The 17971-nt window shown below is 64.0% G+C and carries 17 protein-coding genes; 6 read left to right on the top strand and 11 right to left on the bottom strand.

Annotated elements, in window-relative coordinates:
- Positions 1-10: 10 nt before the first annotated feature.
- The 3 genes from ACU8YE_RS19495 to ACU8YE_RS19505 are packed head-to-tail and all read left to right on the top strand — an operon-like array spanning position 11 to position 1718.
- Complete coding sequence (locus ACU8YE_RS19495; RefSeq protein ID WP_316871370.1) at positions 11-895, top strand: U32 family peptidase; 885 nt, start codon at positions 11-13, stop codon at positions 893-895.
- Positions 892-1317 (top strand): ubiquinone anaerobic biosynthesis accessory factor UbiT, encoded by a 426-nt coding sequence (gene ubiT / locus ACU8YE_RS19500; RefSeq protein WP_446929391.1) that lies wholly within the window; start codon positions 892-894, stop codon positions 1315-1317. The genes ACU8YE_RS19495 and ubiT overlap by 4 nt, the downstream gene beginning before the upstream one ends.
- A gap of 11 nt (positions 1318-1328) precedes the next feature.
- Positions 1329-1718, top strand: a complete 390-nt coding sequence (locus ACU8YE_RS19505; RefSeq protein ID WP_112184419.1) for a putative zinc-binding protein — start codon at positions 1329-1331, stop codon at positions 1716-1718.
- 20 nt (positions 1719-1738) lie between these two features.
- On the opposite strand, the gene ACU8YE_RS19510 is transcribed toward ACU8YE_RS19505, so the two are convergent.
- The 5 genes from ACU8YE_RS19510 to ACU8YE_RS19530 form a co-directional block, all read right to left on the bottom strand.
- Positions 1739-2416: a Crp/Fnr family transcriptional regulator gene (locus ACU8YE_RS19510; RefSeq protein WP_232040380.1), complete on the bottom strand. Its 678-nt coding sequence runs from the start codon at positions 2414-2416 to the stop codon at positions 1739-1741.
- Between the two features lie 4 nt (positions 2417-2420).
- Complete coding sequence (locus ACU8YE_RS19515) at positions 2421-3134, bottom strand: anaerobic ribonucleoside-triphosphate reductase activating protein (RefSeq protein ID WP_446929392.1); 714 nt, start codon at positions 3132-3134, stop codon at positions 2421-2423.
- A complete protein-coding gene (gene nrdD / locus ACU8YE_RS19520) occupies positions 3097-3273 on the bottom strand; it encodes an anaerobic ribonucleoside-triphosphate reductase (RefSeq protein ID WP_260802279.1) in 177 nt (58 codons plus the stop codon). The genes ACU8YE_RS19515 and nrdD overlap by 38 nt, the downstream gene beginning before the upstream one ends.
- A complete protein-coding gene (locus ACU8YE_RS19525; protein ID WP_446929393.1) occupies positions 3270-5333 on the bottom strand; it encodes a ribonucleoside triphosphate reductase in 2064 nt (687 codons plus the stop codon). Before ACU8YE_RS19525 ends, nrdD begins: the two co-directional genes overlap by 4 nt.
- Positions 5334-5469: 136 nt before the next feature.
- A complete protein-coding gene (locus ACU8YE_RS19530) occupies positions 5470-5811 on the bottom strand; it encodes a DHCW motif cupin fold protein (protein WP_232040378.1) in 342 nt (113 codons plus the stop codon).
- A 372-nt stretch (positions 5812-6183) separates the two neighbouring features.
- Here ACU8YE_RS19530 and ACU8YE_RS19535 point away from each other — a divergent pair, with 372 nt between their 5' ends.
- Positions 6184-7461 carry a cation:dicarboxylate symporter family transporter gene (locus ACU8YE_RS19535; protein ID WP_440838094.1) on the top strand — a complete coding sequence of 426 codons (1278 nt, stop codon included), beginning with the start codon at positions 6184-6186 and terminating at the stop codon, positions 7459-7461.
- 58 nt (positions 7462-7519) lie between these two features.
- Here the strand turns inward: ACU8YE_RS19535 and murI are convergent, their stop codons facing one another.
- From murI to ACU8YE_RS19555, 4 genes are all read right to left on the bottom strand, one after another.
- The gene (gene murI / locus ACU8YE_RS19540) at positions 7520-8368 is read right to left on the bottom strand and encodes a glutamate racemase (protein WP_316871378.1); all 849 of its coding nucleotides are present in this window, start codon (positions 8366-8368) and stop codon (positions 7520-7522) included.
- A gap of 20 nt (positions 8369-8388) precedes the next feature.
- Positions 8389-9912 carry a fumarate hydratase gene (locus ACU8YE_RS19545; RefSeq protein ID WP_004634356.1) on the bottom strand — a complete coding sequence of 508 codons (1524 nt, stop codon included), beginning with the start codon at positions 9910-9912 and terminating at the stop codon, positions 8389-8391.
- Between the two features lie 189 nt (positions 9913-10101).
- On the bottom strand, positions 10102-10641 hold the full coding sequence (locus ACU8YE_RS19550; RefSeq protein ID WP_232040375.1) for a TIGR00645 family protein: 540 nt from the start codon (positions 10639-10641) through the stop codon (positions 10102-10104).
- A 90-nt stretch (positions 10642-10731) separates the two neighbouring features.
- Complete coding sequence (locus tag ACU8YE_RS19555) at positions 10732-11703, bottom strand: DMT family transporter (RefSeq protein WP_316880236.1); 972 nt, start codon at positions 11701-11703, stop codon at positions 10732-10734.
- A 203-nt stretch (positions 11704-11906) separates the two neighbouring features.
- On the opposite strand from ACU8YE_RS19555, the gene acs reads away from it, so the two are divergent.
- Positions 11907-13889 (top strand): acetate--CoA ligase, encoded by a 1983-nt coding sequence (acs, locus tag ACU8YE_RS19560; RefSeq protein ID WP_232040374.1) that lies wholly within the window; start codon positions 11907-11909, stop codon positions 13887-13889.
- A 22-nt stretch (positions 13890-13911) separates the two neighbouring features.
- Entirely contained in the window at positions 13912-15975 is a 2064-nt protein-coding gene (locus ACU8YE_RS19565) for a sodium:solute symporter family protein (RefSeq protein ID WP_322016867.1), read from the top strand.
- A 122-nt stretch (positions 15976-16097) separates the two neighbouring features.
- Here ACU8YE_RS19565 and ACU8YE_RS19570 read toward each other — a convergent pair whose 3' ends face one another.
- Both ACU8YE_RS19570 and ACU8YE_RS19575 read right to left on the bottom strand, forming a co-directional pair.
- Positions 16098-16901, bottom strand: a complete 804-nt coding sequence (locus ACU8YE_RS19570; RefSeq protein ID WP_446929394.1) for a bestrophin-like domain — start codon at positions 16899-16901, stop codon at positions 16098-16100.
- A 4-nt stretch (positions 16902-16905) separates the two neighbouring features.
- A complete protein-coding gene (locus ACU8YE_RS19575) occupies positions 16906-17919 on the bottom strand; it encodes a hypothetical protein (RefSeq protein WP_446929395.1) in 1014 nt (337 codons plus the stop codon).
- Positions 17920-17971 lie beyond the last annotated feature (52 nt).

Consider the following 17971-nt stretch of genomic DNA (forward strand, 5'->3'; position numbering starts at 1 on the left):
AAGGCACATCATGTCTTACGAAATTTCGCTTGGCCCACTGCTGTATTACTGGCCGCGGCTACAGACATTCGACTTTTACACGGAGGTCGCCGCCAGCCCTGTCGACATCGTCTACGTGGGCGAGACGGTCTGCAGCCGTCGCCACGAATTGCGGGCGGACGACTGGCTCGATATCGCGGCCATGCTGCGCGAGGCGGGCAAATCGGTGGTGCTGTCGACGCGCACGCTCATCGAAACCAGTGCCGAGGCGCAGGCGTTGCGCAAGCAATGTCAGCAGGACGACTGGATGGTCGAAGCCGGCGAGCTTGGCGCTGTGCGGTTGCTGAACGGTCGGCCATTCGTTGCGGGGCCGCATTGCAACGCATATCACGGCGCGACGCTGGCGTGGCTGGCTGGGCTGGGTGCGGTGCGTGCGGTCATGCCGCTGGAGATGAGCCAGGCCACACTGGCCGAGCTGATGCGCGAGAAGCCTGCCGAGTTGGCGATCGAAGCGATGGTGTGGGGACGCTTGCCATTGGCATTTTCTGCACGCTGCTTTACGGCGCGGCACTTTCGCCTCAACAAGGACGACTGCGGCTTCCGCTGCATCGAGCATCCCGATGGCCTGGCGGTGCGCACGCGCGAAGGGCAGGAGTTTCTCGCCATCAACGGTATCCAGACGCAATCGGGGCAATGCCTCGACATTCTCGATCAGGCGCCCGCGCTGTCTGCACTGGGCGTGAAGGTGCTGCGTGTCAGCCCACAATCGCAAGGCACGCTGGACGCCCTGGCGGCACTGGATGCCCTGCGCCTTGGTCTGCCTGCGCGGGAAGTGCAGCCTCCGGAGGGCATTGGGCGCTGCAATGGTTATTGGCACGGGCAGTCCGGCATTGAATGGTTGGAGGCGCCGCAATGACACGCTTACGCCCCCCCGAAATGTTCGTCCGCATGGCGCGCAGCCTGCCGGTGCCGCTCACGTCGTTCCCTTTTGTGCTGGGCCTCGATCTGGCCCGGCGCCTGTCGTGGCTCACGCCGCCCCCGGAACTGGAAGGGCGGCGCTTTGCCATCACCGTGGAGGACCTCGGCCTGCGCGCCTGCTTTTGCTGCCGCGGTGGAGCGTTCCACACGCTTTCCGCTTCAAGCCCCGAACCAGAGCTGGAGTTGCGTGCCGGTGTGGCCGATTTCGTTGCGCTCATTCGGGGCACTGCCGACGCAGATACGCTGTTTTTCCAGCGCCGCCTCAAGATTGCAGGCGACACGGAGCTTGGGCTGATCGTCAAGAACTGGCTCGATGCGGCTGCACGCCCGGCGTGGCTTGCACGCTGGCAATCGCGATAGCGAGGGGCGCCATGTCATCACGTGCATTGCCGCTCGTCTATGCATGCTCGGGTTGTTCAAGCGTGGCGCAGGCGGCAAATCGTTTGGCCGTCGATCTGGACCGTGCAGGCAGGGCAGAGATGTCCTGCATCAGCGGTGTCGGCGGCGGGGTGCGCGCGCTCGTCAAGACAGCACGCAGCGGGCGGCCCATTCTCGCGCTCGACGGTTGCGCACTGGCGTGCGTCAAGGCCTGCCTGGCGACGGCGGGCGTGGCGCCGGATATTCACCTCGTGCTCAACCAGTGCGGCGCCAAGAAGCGCTATCACGCAGATTGCAGTGACGACGAATTGAGTGCCGCCGCTGCGCTGGTCGATGACGCAGTCAACACGCTCCAGCATCGCCTTGATACCGCAGGCGATTGATCTGCGTCGATTGCCTGCTTTTATCCCGCGATGAGCTGGCGCTGCAACGCCGTGGTGTTCGGGATGACAACCTCGCGGCCTTCCACGCGGATCAGTCCGTCGCGAATCAACTGACGCAGCGTGCGGGAAAGCGTGGCCGGCGCCAGCCCCAGCTTGGACGCGACCAGGCTCTTGCTGCATGGAAACCGCGTGCGGTCAAACTTGCGCGGCAGCGAGAGCAAATACCCGATCAACCGTTCATTGGCGCTTTGCAGGTTCACGGTTTCGATGTCGCACATCAACGTGTGCAGTCGCGCGGACAGCCCTGCCAGCATTTGTCGCGCGAGGCGCGGATGCACGTGCAGTGCATCGTCGATGGCGCGCTTGTCGATCCAGACCAGCAGGCTGTCTTCCATGGCTTGCGCATCTGCCGCGTAAGGGCGGTTCAGGAACATGAAGGGCTCGCCAAAACACGCGCCCGGGCCAAAGAATTCGATGACCTTGCATTGGCCGTGCGCACCCGGCAACACAAGCTTGATCGCACCGACCACCACGACGTAGAAGCCATCGGCTCGATCGCCACGGTGAAACGCGAAGTCGTGTCGCGACACGCGCACTGCGTGGCTGTCACGCGTAAGCACGGCCATGTCATCATCGTCAAAATCCAGGAACAGCGGGCTGTGCTTGAGCAGAGCGCCCACATCGAGGGGGTCGTGCATGGTGTCACCGGCAACAGAAAGAAGAAAAACAGGCGGCCAATGCGCGCTGGGTGCCCTCGCTGGGCAGCGTGATGGCCGGGGTTCCGGGGGCACTTCGGTAGGCTTGTAGTGCGTAGTGTTTCACGCCGCGCCGGCTGAGGTTTTGCGCCAGCGCAAGAAGTTCGGGTTCTGGCAGCCAATCGGGGTGCCACGTGGTGCGGCACTCAAATCCGCTGCCGTTCTGCAGCAGAAGATCCAGGCATGCTTCGACCGGCGCAGCACTCCCGCGGCGGCCTGTGAGCGCGTCGTAGCGCGGTGCGCTCGTCTTGATGTCGAGCCCGACCCAGTCCACCAGCGGCAGTACGTCGGCAAGGCGCGCCGGATAAATACCGCCGGTGTGCAGGCCAATCTTGTAGCCGAGCGCGCGCACGTCGCGCATCAGTTGCGGCAGATGCGGTTCGCTCAGCGGTTCACCGCCGGAGAAGACAACCGCATCAAGCAGGCCCGCGCGACGCTGTAGAAACGCGAAGACATCGTCCCAATCCAGCGTGCGCGCCCGCGTTTGCAGGTGCGGGTTGTGGCAGTAATGACAGCGCCACGGGCAGCCGGCCACGAATACCACCGCCGCAAGCTGCCCGGGCCAGTCGACGCTGGAGAACGGCGCCAGGCCGCCGATGGCCGGCGGCGGGCAGTGCGGTGGCTCAGCGGGCGCGGTCTTCAACAAAGAAGCGGCGTTCACAGAATTCCCCTTGCTTGCCGATGTTGAACGAGCTGACGGGCCGGTGATAGCCCATCACGCGGGTCCAGACTTCGCATCGTGTGCGCTGGCTGTCGTCGAGTACAGCGGTGTGGTTGGCGGTGTGTGCAGCGGTAGTCATACGGAGGCTCCTTCGTGATGGAGGTGGGTGGAAGAACCTGGGGTGTCCGCCGTTGTGCAGCCGCACTTGCCATGAGGCTGCTGAGCCAGCAGTTCTGCATCGCATTTCGGACAGAACGCGTGATGGCCGGACAGGTAGCCGTGTTTCGGGCAGATTGAAAACGTCGGGGTGATGGTGATGTACGGCAGGCGGAAGTTCGCCAGCGCGCGGCGCACGAGTTCCTTGCACGCCTGCGGCGAGGAGATCGCTTCGTTCATGTAGAGGTGCAGCACCGTGCCGCCCGTGTACTTGCTTTGCAGCGCTTCCTGGCGCGCCAGTGCTTCGAACGGGTCGTCGGTGTAGCCGACGGGCAACTGGCTGGAGTTGGTGTAGTACGGCTGGGCGGTCGTGCCGGCCTGCAGTATGTTTGGCCAGCGCTTGCGGTCTTCACGGGCGAAGCGGTAAGTCGTGCCCTCTGCGGGCGTGGCCTCGAGGTTGTACAGATGCCCCGTCGCCTCCTGGAATTCCGTCATGCGCTGACGCACGTGGTCGAGCAGGCGCACCGCCATGGCGTGGCCGAATGGCGTAGTGATGTCGTCGGCATCGTGCGTGAAGTTGCGCACCATCTCGTTGATGCCGTTCACGCCGAGCGTGCTGAAGTGGTTGCGCAGCGTGCCCAGGTAGCGCCGCGTGTACGGATACAGCCCCTGGTCGATCAACCGCTGGACGAACTTGCGTTTGACTTCCAGCACGTCGCGGCCGAGTGCGAGCAGCATATCGAGCCGCGCCAGCAGCGCCGCCTCATCGCCCGCGTAGAGGTGTCCCAATCGCGCGCAGTTCACCGTCACCACCCCGATGGAGCCGGTCTGCTCGGCCGACCCAAACAATCCGTTGCCGCGCTTGAGCAGCTCGCGCAGGTCAAGCTGCAAGCGGCAGCACATCGAGCGCACCATGTGCGGCTCCAGATCGGAATTCAGGAAGTTCTGGAAGTAGGGCAGCCCGTAGCGTGCCGTCATCTCGAACAGCAGCGTGGTGTTGGGGTGCTCCCAGTCGAAGTCTGGCGTGATGTTGTAGGTCGGAATCGGAAAAGTGAACGCGCGGTCCTTTGCATCGCCGGCCATCATGACCTCGATGTACGCGCGGTTGATCATGTCCATCTCGGGCTGGAGGTCGCCGTAGGTGAAGGGCATCTCTTCGCCGCCGATGTACGGAACCTGCTCGCGCAGGTCCGCCGGGCACGTCCAGTCGAACGTGAGGTTGGTGAACGGCGTCTGCGTGCCCCAGCGGCTGGGCACGTTCAGGTTGTAGATCAGCTCCTGCATGGACTGCTTGACCGCCGCATACGACATCGCGTCGCGGCGGATGAACGGCGCCATGTACGTATCGAACGAACTGAACGCCTGCGCGCCGGCCCATTCGTTCTGCAGCGTGCCGAGAAAGTTGACGATCTGCCCGATCGCTGCGGACATATGCCGCGGCGGCGTCGCCTCCACCTTGCCCGGCACGCCGTTGAATCCCTCCGTCAGCAACTGCCGTAACGACCACCCTGCGCAGTAGCCCGACAGCATGTCGAGATCGTGGATGTGGAGGTCGCCCTCGCGATGCGCTGCGCCCGCCTCTGGGCTGTAGACATGCGAAAGCCAGTAGTTGGCCGTGACCTTGCCCGCCACGTTCAGGATCAGGCCGCCCAGGCTGTACCCCTGATTGGCGTTGGCATTGACCCGCCAGTCGCGCTGCTCAAGGTATTCGTCCATCGTGCTCTCGACATCGACCAGCGTGTGCTTGAGCGAACGCAGCCGGGCGTGCTGCTCGCGGTAGACGATGTAGGCACGCGCGGTGCGCCAATAGCCGGCGTCGACCAGCACCTCTTCCACGCAGTTCTGGATGATTTCGATACCGGGGCTGGGGAGCGAGGCGAGATGCTCGAGCACGCCCGTGGTCAGGCGCTGCGCTTCGACGGTGTCGAATTCGCCGGTGGCCTGTCCGGCTGCCGCGATGGCTTGGCGGATCTTTTGCGCGTCAAACGGGGCCAATGAACCGTCGCGCTTGGTGACTTGCCTGGTGACCTGTGTGCCCGTCATGAGGTACTCCATCTAGTGGTATGGAGTCAGACTAGCACTACATATTGTGGTCGGTGAGCCCTAAAGACCTTGATTTTTAAATCGCTTGACCCCGGTCAACCGGGGCCATTTGCGACGCAGAATGGTCGTGTCGCTGTCAGTCGACGATGAACAGCCTGGCGCCGTTCTTGGTGTAGGACTGATGGGCTTCAGCGTCGTCGCCCACCTGATAGCTCATGCCCGGCGTGAGGGTGAACTTGCGGCCGTCTTCCAGCGTGGTTTCCAATTCGCCATCCAGGCAGAACAGGATGTGGCCCTTCTTGCACCAATGGTCAGCCAAGTAGCCGGGGGTGTACTCGACCATGCGTACACGGATGCGGTTTGACTCGTCCCCGAAGTAACGGGTGCGCCAGATCGCCATGCCGGTCTCGCCGGTGTGCTCGGTAGGTTCAACGGCGGACCAGTCGGTCGTGCCAAAGGCGAAGGGCGCCATTTTCATCGCGGGACTCCGGGTGGGTGACGTAAGCCCATGATGGTATCAGCGGCTTACGTGGTCCACGCGTCGCATTTCATGTGCTTGAAGCGGCGCTTGTTGGTACGCCGTGACGGCATTGCGTGCGGCTCAATAATCCGCTTCTGAGGGGGCTAGTTCCACTGCCAGTGCGGCATCGCAGCAAGGTGTCAACGGCGCCATATCAATGTATGCAGAAATTGCATGGTGCCATGCAACATCGACATAACGATCGCCATGCGCTTCTCTAATATCGTCGCTTTTTACAAAGCGTGACGAAGTTGGGCCAGCCCTTGGCCTCATGAGATCCGCGTCTGTCGCGCGCCGTCCCTCCGGCCACGATATTCCTTGGAGAAAGTCTTGAACACCAAACGTCTGACCTCCCATATCGGGCTGGCAATGCTGCTGGGCATTGCCGTCGGCTGGGGTTGCCACGAATATGCCAAGGACGCTGCGGCGGCCAAGGACATCGCTTCGTACTTCAGCATCATCACCGACATCTTCCTGCGCATGATCAAGATGATCATTGCACCGCTGGTGTTCTCGACCCTGGTGACGGGCCTGGCGAGCATGAGCGGCGGCCGCTCGGTGGGCCGCGTGGGCCTGCGCGCGATGATCTGGTTTGTGTGCGCGTCGGCCACGTCGCTTGCGCTTGGCATGCTGCTGGTCAACTTCTTCCAGCCGGGTGTGCACATGAACCTCGCGCTGCCGGATGTGTCGGCCACGTCGGGCCTGAAGACCGGTGACTTCACCCTCAAGGCCTTCATCACGCACGTGTTCCCGCGCAGCATCGTGGAGGCCATGGCCACCAACGAGATCCTGCAGATCCTGGTGTTCTCGCTGTTCTTCGGCGCCGCGCTGTCGACGATGAAGAACCCGATGGACAGCGTGATCGGCCGTGGCCTGGAAGAGCTGACCAAGCTGATGTTCCGCATTACCGACTACGTGATGCGCTTCGCCCCACTGGGCGTGTTTGCTGCCATGGCCGCTGCCATCACGGTGGAAGGCGTGGGCGTACTGTGGACCTACGGCAAGCTGATCGGCGAGTTCTACCTGGGCCTTGCGCTGCTGTGGGCGATCCTGTTCTTTGTCGGCTACCTGCTGCTGGGCCGTTCGCTGGGCCGTCTGCTGGGGCTGATTCGTGAGCCGACGCTGCTGGCGTTCGCCACGGCGAGCAGCGAATCCGCTTACCCGAAGACGATCGAGGCGCTTGACCGATTTGGCGTGCCCAAGCGCATTTCGAGCTTCGTGCTGCCGCTGGGTTACTCGTTCAACCTCGATGGCTCGATGATGTACCAGGCGTTTGCGGTGCTGTTCATCGCGCAGGCCTACAACATCGAGATGGGCTTCACGCAGCAACTGACGCTGCTGCTGGTCCTGATGCTCACGAGCAAGGGCATGGCCGGTGTGGCGCGTGCCTCGCTGGTGGTGGTGGCAGCCACGCTGCCGATGTTCCATCTGCCCGAAGCCGGTCTGCTGCTGATCATCGGCATCGACCAGTTCTTCGACATGGGCCGCACGGCCACCAACGTGATCGGCAACAGCCTGGCCACGGCCGTGGTGGCGAAGTATGAGCCGGCTGAAGAGGAGGCGGTGGAAGAGACCGCAGAACCCGCAGTGCAGCCGCAGGTCGGCTGACTTTAAGCCAAGACGACAGCGCCGCCTTTTAGGGCGGCGTTGTTGTATCTGAGCGGCGTTATTCCGGTTGAGAAGCGAGCGGTGCCACGGCCGGGCTCAGGGGCGCATCGCCGATGTCGACACGCTGTGCCATCGGTGCCTCTCCCAGCAACGCAGCCACCATGGCTTGCAGCGGAAGCACGTCGCCGGTGCTCATGAAGCGGGGCGATGCGGCGGGGCCTGCTGCCTGCAATCCCGCCGCCGCGAGCGTGCGGCCCAGATGGCGCGCGACGGCGTGGCCGGTGTCGATCAACGTCAGACGATCGCCCGCGATCTCGCGGATGGCGTCTTCCAGGAACGGGTAGTGCGTGCAGCCGAGCACCAACGTGTCGGCGTTTGCGTCCAGCATCGGTTGCAGATACGCCCGCAGCAGCTCCAGCACCGCAGGCGAGTGGGTATCGCCACGTTCGATCAGGGGGACGAGCCCGTAGCCGGGTTGGCTCAGCACTTTGCAATCGCCCGAGGCAGCCGCCAGCAGGCGTGCAAATTTCTCGCTGCGCAGCGTGCTTTCGGTCGCGAGCACGCCGACCACACGGCTCTTCGATGTGGCAACCGCTGGCTTCAAGCCCGGCTCGACGCCAATCACCGGCACCGCGAGTTTTTCGCGTAGCACGTGCACGGCTTGCGCCGTGGCGGTGTTGCACGCGATCACCAACGCCTTGCAGCCCTGGTCGACCAGCCATTCGCACACGCGCAGCGTGCGATCGGCAATGTATTCGGGAGATTTTTCCCCGTACGGGGCATGGCGGGAATCCGCCAGGTAGAGAAGCGATTCGGCCGGCAGTTCGGCGCGAATCGCGCGCAGGACAGAGAGCCCTCCGAGGCCGGAATCAAAGACCCCGACCGGTGCCTGCGCGCGTGTCGTCATATTGAATATGAGTGAACGGATCAGCCTGCTGCGACCGGAATCTTGCCGATCTTCGCCTGCCATTCCGCCGGGCCGGTCTTGTGGACCGACGTGCCCGAGCTATCGACGGCGACGGTCACGGGCATGTCCTTCACGTCGAACTCGTAGATGGCTTCCATGCCCAGGTCTTCGAATGCCAGCACCTTGGAACCACGGATGGCCTTCGACACCAGGTACGCGGCACCGCCCACGGCCATCAGGTAAGCCGACTTGTGCTTCTTGATGGATTCGATGGCGACCGGGCCACGCTCGGCCTTGCCCACCATGGCGATCAGGCCCGTCTGGGCGAGCATCGTCTCGGTGAACTTGTCCATGCGCGTGGCCGTGGTCGGGCCTGCCGGGCCGACAACCTCATCGCGCACCGGATCGACCGGGCCGACGTAGTAGATCACGCGGTTGGTGAAGTCGATTGGCAGCTTCTCGCCCTTGGCGAGCATGTCGGCGATGCGCTTGTGTGCGGCGTCACGGCCGGTCAGCATCTTGCCGTTGAGCAGCAGCGTCTGGCCCGGCTTCCACGAGGCAACTTCTTCCGGCGTGAGCGTGTTCAGGTCGACGCGCTTGGAGGTCTCGGTGTTCGGTGCCCACTCGACCTTCGGCCATTGCGACAGGTCCGGCGCTTCCAGCTTGGCAACGCCGCTGCCGTCCAGCGTGAAGTGTGCGTGGCGCGTGGCGGCGCAGTTCGGGATCATCGCCACGGGCAGGTTGGCCGCGTGGGTCGGGTAGTCCAGGATCTTCACGTCGAGCACGGTGGCCAGGCCGCCCAGGCCTTGCGCGCCAATGCCCAGCGCGTTGACCTTTTCGTACAGCTCGATGCGCAGTTCTTCTGCACGGTTGCTCGGGCCGCGGGCGATCAGGTCTTGAATGTCGATCGGCTCCATCAGGGCTTCCTTGGCCAGCAGCATGGCCTTTTCGGCCGTGCCGCCAATGCCGATGCCCAGCATGCCCGGTGGGCACCAGCCGGCGCCCATCGTCGGCACGGTCTTGAGCACCCAGTCGACGATGGAGTCGGACGGATTCAGCATCACGAACTTCGACTTGGCTTCCGAGCCGCCGCCCTTGGCCGCGACGATCACGTCCACCGTGTCGCCCGGCACGATCGACATGTTGATCACGGCCGGGGTGTTGTCCTTCGTGTTGGTGCGCTTGCCGGCCGGATCGGCCAGCACGCTCGCGCGCAACTTGTTGTCGACGTCGTTGTACGCGCGGCGCACGCCTTCGTTGACCATGTCTTCGAGGCTCATCGTGGCGCCGTCCCAGCGCACGTTCATGCCGACCTTCAGGAACACGGTGACGATGCCGGTGTCCTGGCAGATCGGGCGCTTGCCTTCAGCGCACATGCGGCTGTTGGTCAGGATCTGCGCGATGGCATCCTTGGCGGCCGGGCTCTGCTCCTGCTCATAGGCGCGGCCCAGAGCAGTGATGTAGTCCATCGGGTGGTAGTAGCTGATGTACTGCAGGGCGTCGGCGACGCTCTGGATGAGGTCTTCTTGACGAATGACGGTCATGGTGGGGGACCAACGTATAGGAATGAAAAGCCGGTGCGGCAGGGCAGCGGTCGGTGACCTTCACTCCCCGCCTGTGGCCTGGACGGCGGGCGCCGCAGGCTCAGAACAGCCTGAGATCATACACCCAATGTCGGGCGCGGATTGTCCGATCGCGTTCGTCGGAATCGCCGCGCCAACAAGGGCGCAGCGTCAATGTGCGTCGGCAGCCTCGCCGTGCGGATGCGCGTGCGAAACGATGCGGTCCACCCACGCCATCACCAGCGCAGACACCAGGAATGCCACGTGGATGAGCACCTGCCACAGGATCGTGTGCGTGTCCTTCTGGGCCGCATCGATGAACGTCTTGAGCAGGTGGATCGACGAGATGCTGATCAGCGCCATCGACAGCTTCACCTTCAGCACGCCCGCGTTGACGTGGTCCAGCCACTCAGGCTCATCTTCATGGCCCTCGATGCCGAGCTTGGATACGAAGATGTCGTACCCGCCGATGATCACCATGATCAGCAGGTTGGAGATCATCACCACGTCGATCAGGCCCAGGACGGCCAGCATGATCTTGGTTTCGTCCAGGTCACCCAGGTGTGACACCAGGTGCCAGACCTCGACAATGAACAGATACACATACGCTGCCTGGGCGATGATCAGCCCCAGGTAAAGCGGCAGTTGCAGCCAGCGGGAAAAGAAGATCAGGCGCGGAATCGGGCGCAGCGGGGCGATGGGCGATTTCATGGGCGGAACGGAGCGGGTGGAGGAAAAACCGCGTGATTGTAGCGTTCCGCGATGAGAATTTTGCTTACAGGAAAACGCTTGCGGCGCGCCTCATTCGCGATCCAACGACGGGTCCAGCGGGTCGAGCGGATCGCTCACACGGCCCCGCTGTCGGCCCCGCTGCATCCCCGGGCGCGGGCGCGCTGGCCAGCTCGCTACCAGAATGCCCGCCACCACGCATGCCAGCGCGATGCCGTGGGGCCAGCCCGGCGTTTCGCCCAGCGCCACGATGCCGTACGTTGCGGCCGCAATCGGCAGCACCGAGGTGAACACGCCTGCAAGGTGGGCGGGCACATGCCGAATGCCCTTCATCCACAGCCAGAACGAGAAAATGCTGGCCGATAGTGCATACCAAAGCACCAGGCCCCAGATGGGCAGCGGCACGCTGGACACATTGAAGGTGAGCAGCGGCATCAGCCCCAGCGGCAGCATCAGCAGGCCGCCGATCAGGTGCGTGTATGCGCAGATCTCGATGGCGGGCAATGTTTGAGTCAGCCGCCGCGACAGGATGACGTAGATCGATTCGCAGAGCACCGCACCCATCACGAGCGCATTGCCCAGCAGCGCTTGCGCCGCATCGGCGGGCGCAGCGCCTGAAGATTCACCCCCGCGATAGGCGTTGAGAATGGCGACGCCCGCCACCGCGAGCGCCACCGACACCAGCGTGCGCCCCGACGGCTTCTCGCGCAGCACGAGCCACGACAGCAGCGCCACCGTGGCCGGAATCGTGCTCGTGATAATGCCCGCAGCCAGCGCAGAGGTCAGCCGCACGCCGTTGAGCATGAGCAGCGTGAAGCCGAACGTGCCGAAGAATGCCTGGAGGAACAGGTTGGTCCACTCGCCACGCGTCACGCGGCGCATGCGCGACGGCTTGTACCAGGGCGCCATGCAGACGATGGCAATCAGAAAGCGCAGCAATGCAAACAGCATCACCGGCATGACGGCGACGATCGACTTGCCGAAACCGACGTTGCTGCCGACCAATGCCATGGCAGCAATCAGGAAAAGGGCGTGGATGGGCACGATGAGGAATCAGTGGAAACCGGCACGGGGCGCGGCTCTGTAGCCGGCCATGTTGCGTTGCGATGCGTGCCGTAATGTGAAGTGACGCATTATAGTAGTGCCCTTCACGTCGGCTTGCGGTGCAGAAATGCGTAAGGCTGGAGTCAGGTCAGCCCCTTAGATTCGCCGCAAAACGACAACAGACATCGCTATCAGGAGACACCATGGCTGGCATTGAATCTGTCCTGCAGGAAACGCGCGTGTTCAACCCGCCCGAATCCTTTGTTAAACAGGCAAACATCGCCGGCATGGATGCGTACCGTGCGCTGTGTGCCGAAGCCGAGAAAGATTACGAGGGTTTCTGGGCGCGCCTCGCACACGAGCACCTGCTTTGGCACAAGCCTTTCAGCAAGGTGCTGGACGAGTCCAACGCACCGTTCTACAAGTGGTTTGAAGACGGCGAACTCAACGCCTCGTACAACTGCCTCGAACGCAACCTTGAAAACGGCAACGCCGACAAGGTCGCCATCATTTTCGAGACTGACGATGGCAAGGTATCGCGCGTCACGTATCGCGAATTGCATGCACGCGTTTGCCGCTTCGCCAATGGCCTGAAGGCCCTGGGCATCAAGAAGGGCGACCGTGTGGTGATCTACATGCCGATGTCGATCGAAGGCATTGTGGCCATGCAGGCGTGCGCGCGCATCGGTGCGACGCACTCGGTGGTGTTTGGCGGGTTCTCGGCCAAATCGCTGCAGGAACGCATCGTCGACGTGGGCGCCGTGGCGCTCATTACGGCCGACGAACAGATGCGCGGCGGCAAGGCGCTGCCGCTCAAGGCCATCGCCGATGAGGCGCTCGCCATGGAAGGCACCGACGCCGTCAAGCACGTGATCGTCTATCGCCGCACCAACGGCAATGTGAACTGGGTGGAAGGCCGCGACCGCGCGATGGACGAGGTCGAAGCCGGCCAGCCCGACACCTGCGAAGTCACGCCGGTGGGCGCGGAACACCCGCTGTTCATCCTCTACACCTCGGGTTCGACGGGCAAGCCGAAGGGCGTGCAGCACAGCACGGGCGGCTACCTGCTGTGGGCCCTGCTCACCATGCAGTGGACGTTCGACCTGAAACCGGACGACATCTTCTGGTGCACCGCCGACATCGGCTGGGTGACGGGCCACAGCTATATTGCGTACGGCCCGCTCGCTGCCGGCGCCACGCAGGTCGTGTTCGAGGGTGTGCCGACGTATCCGAACGCCGGCCGCTTCTGGGACATGATCCAGCGTCACAAGGTCAACACGTTCTACACCGCGCCGACCGCCATCCGCTCGCTGATCAAGGCCGCCGAAGCAGACGAGAAGGTCCACCCGAAGCAGTACGATCTCTCCAGCCTGCGCCTGCTGGGCACCGTGGGCGAGCCGATTAATCCGGAAGCCTGGATGTGGTACCACACGAACATTGGCGGCGGCCGTTGCCCGATCGTCGATACGTTCTGGCAGACCGAAACGGGCGGCCACATGATGACGCCGCTGCCGGGCGCCACGCCGCTGGTGCCGGGTTCGTGCACGCTGCCGCTGCCGGGCATCATGGCCGCCGTTGTTGACGAAACCGGGCACGACGTGCCGAACGGGCAGGGCGGCATCCTGGTCGTCAAGCGTCCGTGGCCGTCGATGATCCGCAACATCTGGGGCGACCCGGAACGCTTCAAGAAGAGCTACTTCCCGGAAGAGCTGGGCGGCAAGCTGTATCTGGCGGGCGATGGCTCCATCCGCGACAAGGACACCGGCTACTTCACCATCATGGGCCGCATTGACGACGTGCTGAACGTCTCGGGCCACCGCATGGGCACGATGGAGATCGAATCGGCGCTGGTGGCCAATCCGATCGTGGCCGAAGCCGCCGTGGTGGGCCGCCCCGACGACATGACGGGCGAAGCCATCTGCGCCTTCGTGGTGCTCAAGCGCTCGCGCCCCGATGGCGACGAAGCCAAGCAGATCGCCAACGAGCTGCGCAACTGGGTCGGCAAGGAGATCGGGCCGATCGCCAAGCCGAAGGACATCCGCTTTGGCGACAACCTGCCCAAGACGCGCTCGGGCAAGATCATGCGTCGCCTGTTGCGTTCGCTGGCCAAGGGCGAGGACATCACGCAGGATACGTCCACGCTTGAGAACCCGGCCATCCTCGATCAACTGAAGGAAACGCGCTAACCGCCAGCGCTGGTCGCCAACCTTGGCCGCCGACTCCCAACAAGACAGCCGCTTCCGCAAGCGGCTGTTTCTCTATTACGGGCTCTATACCGTAGGGCTGCTGCTGTTCATCGTGATGATGGGCGCGATTGAACGCGTGCGCGGGCCAGGCGTGTGGCTCGGCTATGTGTTCCTGTTCGTCACCATCGCCATTTATGCGTGTATCGGGCTGATCTGCCGCACGGCCGATCTGACCGAGTATTACGTGGCGGGGCGCCGCGTGCCGGCGTTCTTCAACGGCATGGCGACTGCGGCCGACTGGATGAGCGCCGCCTCGTTCATCGGCCTGGCCGGCATCGTGTTCGCCTCGGGCTATGAGGGCCTCGCTTATGTGATGGGATGGACGGGCGGCTACTGCCTCGTCGCTTTCCTTCTCGCGCCGTACCTGCGCAAGTTCGGTGGCTACACGGTGCCGGATTTCCTGGCCAACCGCTATGGCAACGGCGAGCGCGGCGGCAGCTCTGTCGTGCGCGGCATCGCGGTGCTGGGCGCGACGCTGTGTTCGTTCGTCTATCTCGTCGCGCAGATCCAGGGTGTGGGGTTGGTGGTCACGCGTTTTATCGGCGTCGAGTTTTCGGTGGGCGTGTTCTTCGGGCTGGCGGGCATTCTGGTGTGTTCGTTCCTGGGTGGCATGCGTGCGGTGACGTGGACACAGGTGGCGCAGTACATCATCATGATCGTGTCGTTCCTGGGCGTGGTGTCGATCATCGGCTGGCATCGGTATCACGATCCGGTGCCGCAGTTGTCGACGGGCCGCCTGCTGCTGCAGATCGAGAAAGAGGAACAGCGCATCGCGCACGACCCTGCAGAGCAGCACGTGCGCGACCAGTTTCTGAGCGAGGCGCAGGCGCTGCAGGAGCGCATCTCGCAGCTACCGCAGTCGTTCGAGCAGGCGCGGGAAACACTGAACACGCAGCTCAAGCTTGCACGTGAACGCAATGCGCCGCTGCGCGAGATCAAGGCGCTGGAGCGCCAGCGCGAAGAATTTCCGCCGGATGCGACCGCCGCGTCGATCCTGTGGAACCAGCAGCGCGAAGACGCGCTGGCGCGCAGCCGCATGGCGCCGCCATCCATCGAGCCATTTCCGTCGGCGTCGGAGAACGAGCGCGGCACCGAGCGGCTGAACTTCGTGCTGCTGGTGTTCTGCCTGATGGTGGGCACGGCCAGTCTGCCGCACATCCTCACGCGCTTTCACACCACGCCGTCGGTGCGCGAGACACGCAATTCCGTGAGTTGGACCCTGGTTTTCGTGGCGCTGCTGTATGTCTCGGCACCGGCGCTGGCGGCGCTCGTCAAGCTCGATCTGCTGCAGCATCTGGTCGGGGCGCCGTTTGCCGACCTGCCGCAGTGGATCGTGCCGTGGCGCAAGGTCGATCCGGCCGTGTTTGCGCTGCATGACATCAACGGCGACGGCATCGTGCAGTGGGCAGAGGTGATGATGCAGCCGGACATGGTCGTGCTGGCCGCGCCCGAGATTGCGGGGCTGCCGTACGTGTTGTCCGGGTTGATTGCGGCGGGTGCGTTGGCGGCCGCGCTGTCGACTGCCGATGGTCTTTTGCTGACCATCGCCAACGCCTTATCGCACGACGTGTACTTCCACATGATCGACAACACGGCCAGCCACCAGCGGCGCGTGACGAGCGCCAAGGTGGTGCTGCTGGGCGTAGCGTTGCTGGCCGCGTATGTGACGTCGTTGAAGCCGGGCAACATCCTCTTCCTGGTTGGGGCGGCTTTCTCATTGGCGGCCTCGTGCTTCTTTCCGGTATTGGTGCTGGGCGTGTTCTGGAAGCGCACCAATCGTGCCGGTGCCATCGCGGGCATGCTGACGGGGCTGGCTGTGAGTGTGTACTACATCATCGCTAACTACCCGTTCTTCACGCGCATGACGGGTGTGCTTGGCCAGCCGTGGTTTGGCGTCGACCCGATTGCATCGGGTGCGTTCGGCGTGCCAGCGGGTTTTGTCGCGGCGATTGTCGTGAGCCTGCTCACCAGGCCGAACCGGCCGGTGGTCGACAAACTTGTTGGCTACATTCGCGATCCGCAGTAAAAAAACCGGCTCCCGACGAGCCGGCAAAGGGCGGGGCCGGAATGTGGGGACTCCGACCCCAGGGCTGACCTCTCCCGCCAGCCCACAACGCGAGTGAGGCAGCGCGGCGAGGCGGCGCGGGCTCAGGCGGGTGAGGGGTGCGTCTGCGGTCTGTCGTTCGATAACGTTTGGATGGCCCGCTCCAGCGGCGCCGCACTGACGCTGACTTCGCCTGCAAAGGGCCGGTCCACGGCCAGCACAAAGAAGAACGCCAGGCCCAGCGTGGTCGCCCACACCGCCACCAGCGCCATATGAAAGCGCGTGGCCGGCAGCGCATAGAGCAGCAACAACGACAGGCCGCTGGCGATCAGCATCACGCCCCAGAGCGTGCCGGGCATGGCGGCTTCCAGGTTCTGCAGACGTTTCTCCCGGTACTTCACCATCTCGTTGACGCGGGCGAGCACTTCAATCAGCAGCACCCGCTCGCGGTCGTCGCGGGGTGTGATGCGGTTGGCCGTGGCAAACATGCTGTTGAACGCAGCCTCCGTGCCGGCATCTGGGCGCGCTTGCTGCTGCATGCTCGGCCATTCGTCGTGGACGACGTGGCCCAGATACGTGATCAGTTCGTTCCGTGCGGTCGTGGCGCTCGGGTGTGAGAACGCCGACAGGTCGCGTGCGAGTTCCGTCGCGCATGCGGCTTCGGCGGCCACGATATCGGCGGCGGCCTGATACGCACCCCATACCGAGATGGCCGAGAAGGCGACCAGCAACGAGTTGATGGTGGTGACGGCGGTCATCATGGCGATGGTCATGTTGCGCTGTTCGGCGTCGAGCGTGACGGGAAACGCGCGGCGGAACAGCGCGTAGCCGCCCAATGCCACGAACAGCGTGGCAAAGACGATGACAGCGCCCATCGCCCATGCGGGGATGTTGTAGAGGAACAGCATGAGGTCACTCCTTGGATGGCCGGTTGGAGGCAGAGGGAGGCGCAGAGGCGGGTGCATCGGTGGCGGCCAGCATGGCGCGCGTGAAGTCGGCCAGGCGTTGGCGCATCGCCTCGGGAGAGGCATTGCTGTCGAACGACTGCTGCAGATCGATCAGGTTGGCGGCGAGTTCGCTCTGCCATTGCGTGCGCTCGCCGGCGGCACGCGCGCGGTAGGTCTGCATGGCTGCGTCGGCATCTGCCGAGCGGTCACCGCGTACGAGTGTTTCGAGCGCATCCACCAGCCGCTGCAGCAGCCGGTGCACAGCGGTGGCAGAGAAACCACCCAGCATCGCCAGTGCCGGTTTGCCGAAGTTGTGCATGCTGCCGTGGTCGAACAATTGCGCTGGCAGCATCTCGACCAGGATCAGCCCGGCTATCACGCCGAGGATCAACCGCGCGCCGTAGGAGGCGTCGTACTTCGGATCGTACGTAGAAGCGGCCACATAGCGATGCGCCTGAAACAGCGTGGCAAACGACGCGCCCAGCCCCGCGCAGAACAGCAGGAACAGCGTGTTCCACAGCAGGGGCGCGCCGTCCGAATCCAGGAAGCCCCGGTCGATGTTTGCGCTCGACACGTCGGGCGACATGCCGGTGGCAATCACTGCGATCAGGAAGACGATTGCAGCGCCGGTCAGCAGCCGGATCAGCGGCACAGGGCCGAGCCACGCGAACGGATGATCGCTGCGATGCTGCGCGTCGAGCAGTGTGACCGCCTGCGGCGTGGCCGGTGCGATGGCCGCAGCAAGCTTGCGGTGGATGGCCGCCAGTGCATGGTGCGGTGTGGCCTGCGGCGGCATCTGCCGGTCGATGAGCGCGCCCAGCTGGGCGATGAGTTCCGGCGCAACCGGCAAGCCGTGATGCAGGGCATAGCGGGCCATGGCCGCGCACTCTTCACGCAACTGTTCAGCGAGAGCCGGGTTCGGTTGCGGCTGCGGCGCCGTGCGCGACAGCAGCCGCCGTGTGAAGGCAAGCGGGATCATGCCGGCCTCTCGTCATGGCATTGCTTGGGTGACATGCGCGGCATGACGGCGC

Source organism: Ralstonia sp. VS2407 (assembly GCF_052950655.1).

What these genes read in the sequence shown, in the direction of transcription:
- murI (WP_316871378.1), bottom strand. Translation starts at nt 8,368, where the DNA reads ATGACGACACGCGCGCAGGCACCGGTCGGGGTCTTTGATTCCGGCCTC.
- ACU8YE_RS19545 (WP_004634356.1), bottom strand. Translation starts at nt 9,912, where the DNA reads ATGACCGTCATTCGTCAAGAAGACCTCATCCAGAGCGTCGCCGACGCC.
- ACU8YE_RS19525 (WP_446929393.1), bottom strand. Translation starts at nt 5,333, where the DNA reads ATGACGGGCACACAGGTCACCAGGCAAGTCACCAAGCGCGACGGTTCA.
- ACU8YE_RS19510 (WP_232040380.1), bottom strand. Translation starts at nt 2,416, where the DNA reads ATGCACGACCCCCTCGATGTGGGCGCTCTGCTCAAGCACAGCCCGCTG.
- acs (WP_232040374.1), top strand. Translation starts at nt 11,907, where the DNA reads ATGGCTGGCATTGAATCTGTCCTGCAGGAAACGCGCGTGTTCAACCCG.
- ACU8YE_RS19505 (WP_112184419.1), top strand. Translation starts at nt 1,329, where the DNA reads ATGTCATCACGTGCATTGCCGCTCGTCTATGCATGCTCGGGTTGTTCA.
- ACU8YE_RS19570 (WP_446929394.1), bottom strand. Translation starts at nt 16,901, where the DNA reads ATGCTGTTCCTCTACAACATCCCCGCATGGGCGATGGGCGCTGTCATC.
- ACU8YE_RS19575 (WP_446929395.1), bottom strand. Translation starts at nt 17,919, where the DNA reads ATGATCCCGCTTGCCTTCACACGGCGGCTGCTGTCGCGCACGGCGCCG.
- ubiT (WP_446929391.1), top strand. Translation starts at nt 892, where the DNA reads ATGACACGCTTACGCCCCCCCGAAATGTTCGTCCGCATGGCGCGCAGC.
- nrdD (WP_260802279.1), bottom strand. Translation starts at nt 3,273, where the DNA reads ATGACTACCGCTGCACACACCGCCAACCACACCGCTGTACTCGACGAC.
- ACU8YE_RS19495 (WP_316871370.1), top strand. Translation starts at nt 11, where the DNA reads ATGTCTTACGAAATTTCGCTTGGCCCACTGCTGTATTACTGGCCGCGG.
- ACU8YE_RS19530 (WP_232040378.1), bottom strand. Translation starts at nt 5,811, where the DNA reads ATGAAAATGGCGCCCTTCGCCTTTGGCACGACCGACTGGTCCGCCGTT.
- ACU8YE_RS19550 (WP_232040375.1), bottom strand. Translation starts at nt 10,641, where the DNA reads ATGAAATCGCCCATCGCCCCGCTGCGCCCGATTCCGCGCCTGATCTTC.